General features: G+C 43.0%; 9 protein-coding genes and 1 rRNA gene. 2 read left to right on the forward strand and 8 right to left on the reverse strand.

All coding sequences use genetic code 11. From position 1 onward, the window contains the following. Positions 1-122: ribosomal RNA gene (gene rrf / locus IW644_RS04485) — 5S ribosomal RNA — on the forward strand; the annotation flags it as partial. 102 nt (positions 123-224) lie between these two features. Here the strand turns inward: rrf and IW644_RS04490 are convergent. The 3 genes from IW644_RS04490 to IW644_RS04500 all read right to left on the reverse strand — a co-directional run bounded on the left by IW644_RS04490 (position 225) and on the right by IW644_RS04500 (position 5,524). Then, entirely contained in the window at positions 225-1,961 is a 1,737-nt protein-coding gene (locus IW644_RS04490; RefSeq protein ID WP_442864426.1) for an AMP-binding protein, read from the reverse strand. A 358-nt stretch (positions 1,962-2,319) separates the two neighbouring features. Beyond that, complete coding sequence (locus tag IW644_RS04495) at positions 2,320-2,898, reverse strand: EF-hand domain-containing protein (RefSeq protein WP_269916584.1); 579 nt, start codon at positions 2,896-2,898, stop codon at positions 2,320-2,322. Positions 2,899-3,154: 256 nt separating this feature from the next. Further along, on the reverse strand, positions 3,155-5,524 hold the full coding sequence (locus IW644_RS04500) for a DNA polymerase II (protein ID WP_269916585.1): 2,370 nt from the start codon (positions 5,522-5,524) through the stop codon (positions 3,155-3,157). 462 nt (positions 5,525-5,986) lie between these two features. Between IW644_RS04500 and IW644_RS04505 the strand changes: the two genes are divergently transcribed. Further along, the gene (locus IW644_RS04505) at positions 5,987-7,018 is read left to right on the forward strand and encodes an MBL fold metallo-hydrolase (protein ID WP_269916946.1); all 1,032 of its coding nucleotides are present in this window, start codon (positions 5,987-5,989) and stop codon (positions 7,016-7,018) included. A gap of 68 nt (positions 7,019-7,086) precedes the next feature. Here the strand turns inward: IW644_RS04505 and IW644_RS04510 are convergent, their stop codons facing one another. The 5 genes from IW644_RS04510 to IW644_RS04530 form a co-directional block, all read right to left on the reverse strand. Then, complete coding sequence (locus IW644_RS04510; protein WP_269916586.1) at positions 7,087-8,397, reverse strand: sensor histidine kinase; 1,311 nt, start codon at positions 8,395-8,397, stop codon at positions 7,087-7,089. Next, positions 8,397-8,981 carry a chemotaxis protein CheX gene (locus IW644_RS04515; protein ID WP_269916587.1) on the reverse strand — a complete coding sequence of 195 codons (585 nt, stop codon included), beginning with the start codon at positions 8,979-8,981 and terminating at the stop codon, positions 8,397-8,399. The genes IW644_RS04510 and IW644_RS04515 overlap by 1 nt, the downstream gene beginning before the upstream one ends. Continuing rightward, entirely contained in the window at positions 8,978-9,343 is a 366-nt protein-coding gene (locus IW644_RS04520; protein ID WP_269916588.1) for a response regulator, read from the reverse strand. Before IW644_RS04520 ends, IW644_RS04515 begins: the two co-directional genes overlap by 4 nt. Before the next feature lie 250 nt (positions 9,344-9,593). Continuing rightward, entirely contained in the window at positions 9,594-10,772 is a 1,179-nt protein-coding gene (locus tag IW644_RS04525; RefSeq protein ID WP_269916589.1) for a pyridoxal phosphate-dependent aminotransferase, read from the reverse strand. 18 nt (positions 10,773-10,790) lie between these two features. Beyond that, a complete protein-coding gene (locus IW644_RS04530; RefSeq protein ID WP_269916590.1) occupies positions 10,791-11,612 on the reverse strand; it encodes a sulfite exporter TauE/SafE family protein in 822 nt (273 codons plus the stop codon). Between the last annotated feature and the right edge of the window lie 26 nt (positions 11,613-11,638).

Raw genomic sequence — 11,638 nt, forward strand, 5'->3', positions numbered from 1 at the left:
ATAGCGATACGGTACCACCTGACCGACATGTCGGCCCAGACCATCCCGAACTCAGAAGTGAAACGTATTAGCGCCGATGGTAGTGTGGGGTTTCCCCATGTGAGAGTAGGACACTGCCAGGTCCCATAAAGAAGAACCCGCCTAACGGCGGGTTTTTTGCTTTCTGCAGCAAAGAAAAATAATGGGTCAGAGTTACAATTCTAACCCCATTGTTTACCTCAGGGTTATGCTTCGGTTTGTAGGGATTGTCTTTTTAGCGTTTCTATCATGTGTTCACGCATTTTAAACTTCTGTAGCTTGCCTGTTACTGTCATTGGGTACTCTTTTACTACACTAATGTATTTAGGCACTTTAAAGTAGGCAAGTTTTGATTTTAAGTAGTCTCGTATTTGCTCTTCATCTATATGCCTACTGTCCTTTGCTTTTATCCAAAGGCACACTTGCTCGCCATACTTATTATCGGGTATGCCGAACACAGCTGCGTCGGATACATCGTCATGTTGGTACAGCACCTCTTCGATTTCTCGTGGATAAATATTTTCGCCCCCGCGAATGATCATGTCTTTTATTCTGCCTACTATAGTGACATAGCCTTCTTCGTCCATTTCGCCTAGATCGCCAGAATGAAGCCAACCTTCGTCGTCTATGGTAGCTTTAGTTTTAGCTTCATCTCCCCAATAACCTTTCATTACGCAATAGCCTCTTGCACAAATCTCACCTGGCTCTCCGATTGGAACAGTACTGCCTTGTGCGTCGATAATTTTTACTTCGGTATGAGGCATAGCTCGGCCGACTGTTTTAACCTGTTTTTCAAATGGTGAATCAATATCGGTAATATGATTGATAGGGCTGCATTCTGTTTGACCGTAACCTATAACGACTTCGGTCATATGAAACTCACTATGAACTTTACGCATTAGTTCCTCAGGACATGTACTTCCTGCCATAACGCCAGTTCTCAAGCTCGATAAATCGAAGCCTCCAAAGTTAGGAAGCTCTAGCTCGGCGATGAACATGGTAGGCACGCCGTGCAAGCCTGTACACTTTTCTTCTTCTACTGTGCGAAGCGTTTGTTCAGGGTCAAAAGACTCCCCAGGAAATACTGCGCATGCACCAGATGCTAAACAGACTAAGTTGCCCAACACCATTCCAAAGCAATGATAGAGCGGTACGGGAATACAAAGCTTGTCTTGGTGCGTAAATCTCATAGCTTCTGATACTAATAAACCATTATTTAATATATTACGATGAGTGAGCGTTGCGCCTTTAGGGTTACCCGTTGTGCCTGAGGTAAATTGAATGTTGATGTTATCATCAGCATTCAGCGTTCTTTCTATGTCTTTTAACTGCGATTTTAAAGCTTCAGTAGGTTCTACTTGCAGTTTTGAAAATGCCTGTAAGCCGTCTACAGACGTTTCACCGATAGTATATACGTGTTTAAGAGAAGGGAGCTTCGAGAGCGATAGCGCCGCGTCCGTTTGACTCTGTTCGTCAGAATCTAGTTCCGGAGCTAGTTCTTTCAAAATGGCGATGTAATTTGAGTGTTTAAAAGACTGTGCCATCACCAAGTGCTTTACCCCGACATTGTTAATAGCAAAGGCTAATTCATCTGGGCGGTAAGCTGGGTTAAGACATACCATGATCGCGCCAATTCTTGCCGTGGCCATTTGTACAAGTGACCACTCGATGTTATTGGGGGACCATATGCCAACTCGATCACCTGGCTCTACGCCATTGGCAAGTAAACCACAGGCCACACGTTCTACTTCATGCCAGTATTGCTGATAGGTCCAGTGAATACTTTGATGTTTTACGATGATCGCTGGGTTATCGCCATAATTGTCGACAACCTTTTTGAAGTATTGACCTATTGTGAGTGATGTAAGTTCAGCATCACTAGGACCGCTAAACTCACTTTTTTGAAGTGGAAATACAGTGTTTAACTGTGTATTTGATTCCATTATTCCTTGCCTCCATGCGCGTACGCATATGATTTAAATGTAATTTTGGATAATCGCCATCATGATTTTGAAATCGAAGTACACAATAGCGACCTTTGCGCTAATTACAGGATGCGCAATTGTGTAAACAAAATGTTTAACCTTTATTAACAATATGGTTGCAAATGCGTTTTGTCGACAAGATGTTGGTCGTATACGGTGCTGTTTAACGAAAAAAATTAGCGTTTCGTCGCAGACCATTTATTAGGGGGGCGAACTGGTGAACTTCGTGGGGTTGTATTGTTTGAGGGAAAATAAAAAAGCCCCGCACTTTAAGCGGGGCTACATAGTTGGGAATACTATGAATTACTTAATTTAACTATTCTGATTCAATCTCTTCAAAATAGGTACGGTATTCCATACGAGTTATGTACGAATCTCCGTCTTCATCCATTGAGTCAAAGTCGCCTTCAACGTCGGCCATTTCTAGTTCTTTCTCACTAATCTTACCATCGCTATCCATATCGATTTTAGTGAACTTAGTATTGGCCGTTGCAGACATCTCAGTACGCAACTCTTTATTCTTTTCTGAAATCATTTCGTTATCAGCTTTAGAAAAAAGTGCTGGATTGCCTTCTTCAGTTAGTACAGCGTCTGTTGTACCTTCAGTTTTTACCTGCGTGATAACCTCATCACTGAACATAGATGGCTTTTCATCAACAAATGAATTAAATTCTGCGCGGCTAACCATACTGTCGCCGTCAGTATCCATTTTAGATACTAATTTACTGTCGATTGTACCTGACGATTCTGAACCGACTATGTAGCCATTACCATCTTGATCGAGCGCATTAAAGCTCTTAGAAATTTTTTCTTCATGATGCCCTGCGAATGCTGACGCAGAAAGTGTAGCTGCAACAACAGCACTAGTAATCATACTTAACTTTGTGATCTTCATAATCAAATTCCTTCTGTTTCTCTTTGCGAACACGGGCTATCAATTGCCCTAATCACTAAATTGAACGCATGTTGATTGAAGTTAATACTTCGCACAAACCTATTTAGCTACTCACAAATATCTTATTCACTTGTCGTGCCAACGAGCTAAGTTATTGAAAATACTTGCAATAGCTAAAGTTGGAAATAGATTCAGAGTGTAATGCTTTTGTTAATTTGTCACGAAGCCTGAAAGATCTTCATACAGATAAACATAATTAAAATAAGGAAAGTTGAGCGTTAGCTATGCGTTCAAAGCTAAGGGATATCATTGGCAATATACTGTCAGCAATGGGTTTTATCTGTTTCTCTATATAGTGGTCATAGTCAAGCGGCGCAGAGATTGTTTCCACCGTTTGCGGCCCTTGAACGGTAATGACATAGGCTATGGAAGTATTAGATTGGTAGCGAAGTGGTAAACCCTGTTCTTCAAATAATTTGTCGGCCCGTCTCGCCGCTTTAACGTGAGGGGGAAGAGATTTCACATACGAAGAAAGTGGTTTTCTGAGTCGCTTTTTATAGACCAACTCTTCATCCATCTTTCCCGCTTTTACTGCGTTTAGCGTTTTATTGATGTACTGCTTTACAGGTTCATTAGTAAAGACTCTTCTGTATAATTCGTATTGGAATTCTTTAGCAAGCACTGTCCAATCCGAACGCACGTTCTCTAGACCTTTAAAGATAAGCTCACCGTCTTTCATCCCTGCGTAGCGTTTTTTACTACCTTCAGAAGAGCCACGAATTGTTGGCATAAAGAAGGTAGAAAAGTGAGATTCGAACTCAATCTCCAAATGGCAATCAATGTCGAACTGACGCTTAAGTAACTCAGTCCATTTTTGGTTAATAATTTTGGCAAGCTCGCGACCTGTTTCAGAAGGTGTACCTAGTGCAGTATTTCCTTCAACATGCACAAAAGTTGAATCGGTATCACCGTAGATAACTGTATAGCCCAATTCTTCAATCCAACTCGCGGTGGTTTGCATGATCTCATGCCCCCGCAATGTAATTGAACTCGCAAGACGAGGATCGTAAAAAGGACAGCCTCCGCTACCAAGTACTCCATAGAAGGAGTTCATTAATATCTTAATCGCCTGAGAGCGAGGTGCGTCTTTCTGTTTTTTTGCTTCGTCGCGCTGAAGCCATAAGTTTTCAATGATGGATGGCAGAAAGTGAGATTCACGACTAAATACTGCGCCCTTAAACCCCTCTATTGCCGTATCAGGAGACTTAAGTCCTTCTGCAAGCCCTAACGGGTCGATTTTGAACGTTCGAATAATAGAAGGGTATAGGCTTTTAAAATCGAGTACTAAAACATCTTTGTACAAGCCAGGTTGGGAGCGCATGACATAACCGCCAGGGCTAGCTAAACCGCCATTTTCAGGCCTCACTCCAGCGACATAAGACTTGCGGTGTAACTTGGGCAAATAGACGTTTAAAAACGCCGCTACCGAGCCTCCCGGTCGGCTCATATCTAAGCCGGTAAGAATGCTGCGCAAAGCCAGAAAATCAATAAACTGGGTTTTATCCTGAATACGGTTTACTAGTTCAGTGTCTTTAAAGTTGTAGTTCGCGAGTGCAACAGGATCGCTATGATAAAGGTGTTTTATCGCTTCAAGTTTATCGGCAGCTTGAATAAGCTTATTTTCACCAAGTAGTTCTTCAGAAACATGGTCAAGGGAGAAGGACTCAAACTGATAAGTCATGGTTTTAAGTGCTTCGATACCATCAATCACGCATCGTCCAGGTACATCAACGAGTGTCTGATCTTCCCACTGTCTTACTGAAGCCTCTCGGCCATGGCGGCCAATAGCATAATTGAGCGAATTTGACTTAGCACGGCGGGCGAGCACAGCCATATCGAATTGCTTAACATTCCAACCCAAAATAATGTCTGGGTCGTAGGAGGTAAGGTGTGAAAAAAAGGCTTCTAGCAGTTCTTTCTCAGATCCAACCGTAATGAGCGTGTATGGACTGTCTTCTTGCTCCTGTAATGTCTGCCCAATAAAACTCGGTGGGCAAACAAGCAGCACTACACTTTTTCCTTCGCCTGCGAGTGCAATGCTGAACAGCTCTTCGTGTTCATTACACTCAATATCTATACTTAACGATGTAAAAGTAGTTCTGAAATGGCAGGGCCTAATCTGCGCATTTTCTATAACAAGTTGTGACGTATCATCGACAACTTGTGGAGTAACGAATTCCACTGCGCCATACACAAAGCGCTCCATTAGATAGCGATCGGCCACCCGAATATCGGCTTCATACAATACAATACTTTGCTCTTGAGCGCGTTGACGAAGCTGATGCATTTGCGATTCAGTGGCAGTTTTAACCGTAGCAACAGGTACTTGCTCTAGTGTGTAAAAACCATCTTCTGAAATAATGATCTTAGCTGGAATGCGGCCAGCAATGTCGCGCAATGCAGCACATTGTTCAAGGGGCACAAAGCAAGTGGGGTTTTGAGGCGACGATATTAATCTAGCGGTGTTATTGGCGGTTTTGACCCAGAGTTCAACATATACTTTGCCTCGCTGGGTAAACGTACTTTTGTTGAGTATGAACCCTTGCTGTATTACTGGGGTTGACATGAATTTGTTTTTACTAACCGCTTCTTTAAAGGTGTCAATGTATTAGGGAAGCCCTAAGTGCATGGACGCTGATCGAATTTTTATAACCACCTATAACCAGCATTTTACGCATCCAGTGAAAAGCGCAAAAGGTACAAAATACGTGGGCTATCAACTTCAACAACCATAGTATAGCGTTTGTTATCACCAACTCCTATAGATCTCTATTCGACAGATATGTTTGTTTTTGTTAACAGAGCGAGTTAGAACGAGACTTGTACTAATTATCTTGCAAGAAAACGAAGGTATCAAACAAATAAGATACTGCTGAGTTTACGCACAAGCATTATCGAGTAATGCTTTATCGACTTACAGTTTTATCAATATAAGGCGATCGTAACTACGCTACTTTAGCAGCCATTGGAAACCGTGGGACGACTCAGTGAATATTAAAAGATGCAGGCTAGAAAAGGTGAGGGCGATATGGAGTATCTATACGACAAACAGGTAGAACCGGGCGAGCTAATTGAAGTAGCCGATGGCGTACTTTGGCTAACTATGCCCCTTCCATTTGAACTCGATCATATAAACCTGTACTTAATTCGCGATGAAGGCGGCTGGGTGGTAATTGATACTGGCATTGGAACATCTACTACCAAATCGCTTTGGAAGCGTATATTTGAACAATTAGATGCACCAATTGTTGGTGTCATTGTTACGCATTTACATCCAGATCACGTGGGGTTAGCAGGTTGGATAGCCGATACATATAACGTACCTTTTTATATGACCCAAACCGAGTATTTCACTGCCAGAGCCTTCGCAGCAGGCAGAAACGGCGCTACTAACGCAAGGGATGTACAGTATTACCAACGGGTAGGACTTGATGAATCTATGATTGCAAAGCTGACCTCTGGCGAGGGTAATGGTTACAGCAGTGTTGTCTCTCCACTTCCCATAAGCTATACCCGTTTAAAGCATGGCATGACATTATCGCTTGGCGATAATGAATGGGTGATTATGATTGGGCGCGGCCACTCTCCCGAACACGCCTGCCTTTACAATGAAAAGAAAAATATTCTTATCTCTGGCGATCACATTCTACCGATCATCACACCCAATATCGGTGCTTATTCAACGGAGCCTGACGCCAATACTTTAGCTGATTACCTGAACACCTTGCCCCAATTTAAAAGCTTGCCGAAAAATACAACCGTGTTACCCGCACACAAACTTCCCTTTATTGGTCTTCACGAGCGTGTAGACTCGCTCATTGCACATCACCAAGAGCACCTTAAAGCCTTATTAAACGCTTGTCAGAAACCTCAAACGGTAGTCGAGCTATTACCCGTTATGTTCAAGCGCAAACTTTCAAGCCGTAACATGGTGTTCGCTGTAGCGGAGTGTCTGTCTCACCTTAATTACTTAATAAATGAAGGGGATATTTCGCGGACACTAAATGAGGACGGTGTGTATATATTTAAGGTGTGCGAAGCGAGTAAACTAGCGGGCTGAAGAAGATTAATAGCTTAATGACTCAAGGCGCTAATAGGTATTTTTTATCATTGCATAACAATGAGTATCTAAACTGTCTGAGAGTCTTCCGTTTCACTTTCCTCGCTTGAGGGAACTGGCGCTGCCGGGGCTTTAGGTATGGTAATCTCTACGACAGTGCCTTTTGCTTCTTTACTGCTAATAGATATTTTACCCTGGTGTTGTTCTATGGCGGTGTAAGCCACAGAAAGGCCCAGTCCTTGACCTTGACCTTCAGGTTTGGTGGTAAAAAAAGGTTCGAACACGCGTTTTAAGTGTTTTGTTGGAATGCCACAGCCTGAGTCCAGTATTTTAATTGTTACTGAATCAGCGGCATCAATGACGGTGAGTTTTATAAAGCCTTTATCATCTATCGCTTGCGCAGCGTTTATCACTACGTTCATCAGGGCTTGTTTCAACGGCCCTGGATTCCCCATAACCTCAACCTTTTCTTGCTCACATTCAATTTTATATAGGGGAGCGCTGTATTGAGCGGAGATGAGCGTGATTAGCTGATTACATATGGCGCATATATCTACTGTTTGCATCCCTTCGGCAGTTTCTAGTGAGAAGTTTTTAAGGTTCTCGACAATATCTTTTACCCGTGTAAGCCCTTCAGTAGACTCTGCAATTAGCTCGGTGATATCGTCTTTCAGTAGGTCATAGTGATTCGACTCAAATAAAGCATCTATTTGTTCCTTAAGCTCATCATTAAAGAGCTCAATTTGCCCTTTCACACCGTCACAAATCGCAAGAAGGTGCGATGCGTATTGATCTAGCGTATTGAGGTTAGCATTTACAAAGCCAATTGGATTGTTAATTTCATGAGCTATACCTGCTGCAAGTTGTCCGGTAGAGGCCATCTTTTCAGCTTGAATAAGCTGGCTTTGGGCGGTATCGAGTTTGCGAATGAGCTTTCGCTGCGCTTCGTGCTCTTTTTTTAGGGCTTCGGAAAGTTTTTGCTGGGCTCTGAAATAGCTCGCTTGGGCGGTTACATCTTGCAAGAATATACAGGCTAAACGCTGCCCGGTTTTTTTATCTTTAATAGGCAAAATTTCCATATTTTGGTACATCTGCGTCTCTTCGCCCGTAATAGGCCGAGAGCTTTTGAACGGAAATATATGTGGTCTTTGCTCCCAATAGCTAAAGCTTGGGTGCTGTAATACGAATACCGACTTTAGCCTACGCTTAAGGAACTTACCTTGCCCTTGAAACAACTCAACCACAGGCGTGTCTTTATAACAGTCGCGCATTTTGTGAGGGAGGCGATCTAAAAAGAAGTCGTTGAGATAAACGACGTTAAAGCTTTCATCGACTACACCAATTCCGACAGGTAACTTACCTACCAGCTGTTCAAACATTATGCGAGTAACTCATCCAATGTGTTTTTCATGCGAGCAAGAGATTCATCGTCCAAACAAAACACAACGCGCATGCTAAATGAGGAAATTGCGATAACGAACTGTACTTCCATCACCAAGCTATGCTGCCACTGTAGCTCATCAAAGTTCGCTTTCTCGGGTAAAAACAACGTAGGCATGTTCAAGTTGGTGGTAAGCTCTAACTGATCAGAAAGGCCAGCTAAACATGCGCCCGCTAAGATATTGCAAAGCTCCAGAATGATTTCTTGAATATCTTCCTTACTTAACGGCTCGTCGTAATCCATTAAAGTAGCAACTTCACTCAAACCTGCTTGTGACAGCACGGACATGACTTCACCGTGCACATCGCCTAAGAAAGACTGACGGGTATAAAAGGCATCTTCTGTTTCAAATAAAAGGCTGTAGAGCTGAGTTGGCGTGACGGCTGAAATTTTAGGTATAGAAATGTCGATTTTCGTTTCAATAAGTTGAGCGAGCGAGTTCGCGGCTTGCCCCATCGAAATATTTAGCAGTTCTTGAAGGGCATCTCTTTGCTCTTCATCCAGTGGTAGTACGATACTCATAGATACCCCAGCTCAAACAGTGCCATGGCCAACTCTTCTTTATCTAAAGGCTTGCGAAGAAAACGCTTAGCGCCTAAAGACATTACAATTTTTTGCTTTTCCGGCTGAAAATCAGCACTTATTACAATAACGTTTGGCATGTTAGACTTTTCATGTAAATGCTCTAACACGCCAACGCCGTCTACCTCGGGCATGGTAAGATCTAAAAGAATGAGCGCAAATTCGTTTTCGCAGAGAGCATTTATTGCCTCTTGTCCGTTTGTTGCTTCAGTTATCTCGTATTCTAAATCTTCGGGAAGCGAGCGTATAACACTACGCCTCGACAACTTGGAATCATCAGCAACTAGTACAGAAAGTGACATTTACAGCCTCCTTGAATGGCATTTAACGTGATGCCTTTTTAGTAAAGTATGTGCAACTTTTGCGTTACTGCAACAATACCTTTGAAAATATTATTGCAGTCATGCTCTACATGAGAACTTACAGAATTGAGTATATGACAAAGGTGACTTTTGTGCGTATTAGACTTTTAGTTGAATTAGAAGGCTGGTGCTTAGGGGGGGAAAGAAGAGCGCTAGGCATGTATCTGAGCTGACACATGCCCCTATGTTTTTAGCCTTTTTGCATTGCCTGCATTTTTTCTAACGCAGCTGGCATTGCATCGACATAACGTTTAACGTCAGCTATTTTGCCCATGCTTACACGAGACCAATTATTGTAAGTACGATAAATGCCTCGGATAAGTACGTCTTTTTCAGCCATAGCTTGTCGAAAATACTCGGCATTGCCATCACCAAGATTAACAAAAATAAAGTTAGTACTAGAGGGCAGAGCTGTCAAACCGTTAGCCTTAACGGCGTCCATAACTATAGATTTACCTTCATAAATTTTTTCTTTAGAAAACGTTAAAAAGGCATCGTCATTGTAGCTGGCGATGGCAGCGGCGAGGCCTGCTTGATTCAATGTGTAGCCACCCATACCATAGCGATTAATCCATTCAGTATTTTCTTCAGAAGCAATAAGATAGCCTACTCGCATACCCGCTAAACCATAAATCTTCGAGAAGGTTCTCGCTACGATGACATTGTGACCAGCTTTAACAAGTGGGATCATTGAATGCTTTGGTGGCTCCTCGATGAGTTCGTTATAGGCTTCGTCAACTAAAACAAGTGTCTTTTTAGAGGCTTTGATACAAAATTCGCGAAGTTTATCTGGGTCAAGCACTTTACCCGTGGGGTTGTTAGGGTTACAGATATGTACCATACCGATAGAGTCATCAATAGCGGCATACATGGCGTCAAGGTCAATGTCGAGATCTGCTGTATTAGCAATTCTTACTATTTCAGGCGCACCTTGTTTCTCAGGTGCTTTTGAAGTGGTGTCCCAAAAAAGATCCGGACCAAGAATCTTACCGTTTTTACTGGCAGCAACGGCTGCGTAGGAAAGAATTGGGCTAGACCCTGCGCTTAGTGAAATATTCTTGCGGGTAATGCCATGACGCTCGGCTATCATATCTAACAGGGTCATAGCTGCTGGATAAGCGTAATAAGCACCACCTTGAGCAGAGGCTTGAGCAATGGCATCCAGCGCTTTGGGGCTAGGGCCGAATGGGTTTTCGTTAGCGTTTAGTTTCGCTACGCCAGGTTTTGGGCCATAAATTACCGATGCCGCCTCATTTGCTGCAGCACTTGAAGATTGAGCGCTAACCAAGTTGCTAAAACCTGTTGCTCCTATGGCTGATGCTGCTACCGAGCCACCTAAAAATAAACGTCTTGAACGGTTATAACTCACAGATATTCTCCTTTTATTTTAAATGGCTTTATAGAACATTGCGCTTGAAACAATGACGAGATAAATGCCAAACAATCGCTTTAGCTTTTTTTCACTAAAGTTATGCGCCATCTTCGCTCCGATAGGTGCAGTAAAAATTGCGCCTATACTGATAGCGATGAGCGCTGGAATGTTGATGTATCCAATAGTGCCAACAGGAAGAGCAGCCGTGTCTGGATGCTTCATAAATAGAAAGCCGATAGCTCCTGGAAGACCTATGAGGAAGCCAACGCCGGCAGCGGTGGCAACAGCTTGCTGAATAGTGCGTTGGCACATCACCATTGTTATGACGGTTGGCGTGCCACCCCCTATACCAAGTAACGCAGAGAAGCCGCCCAATACAAATGCTAGTACCGCTTTGCCTATGCCTTTAGGCATATCGAAAACAAGGCCGGGACGTACAACAAATTCAGGGAAAAGAAAATATACAGAGTAAAGCAGTACACCTGCGGCGAATACTACGGTTAAGCCATTCGCACTAGAGTTATTCGCTATTAATAAGCCTCCGCCAACACCAAGAATAAGCCAAATACTCCAAGACTTAAGGATGTCAAAATCAACGGCGCCTTTGGCTCGGTGCGCCATAACAGAACGCGCGCTAGATACGACAATTGATGCCAATGATGTGCCTATTGCAACTTTCACTAGTGATTCAGAAGGGGGAGTAAAGAAAGGAAAAACAGCGAGTAGGGCAGGAACAACAACAAAGCCTCCACCATTGCCGAATAGACCTGCGGTAATACCAGCAATGGCACCGGTTATACACAAGGTAACTACAAACCACAGTAGTTCTATTTCCATCAGTTTTCTACCCCACACAATACAGC

The sequence above is a fragment of the Alteromonas sp. PRIM-21 genome (assembly GCF_027563165.1).
GTDB lineage: Bacteria > Pseudomonadota > Gammaproteobacteria > Enterobacterales > Alteromonadaceae > Alteromonas > Alteromonas macleodii_A.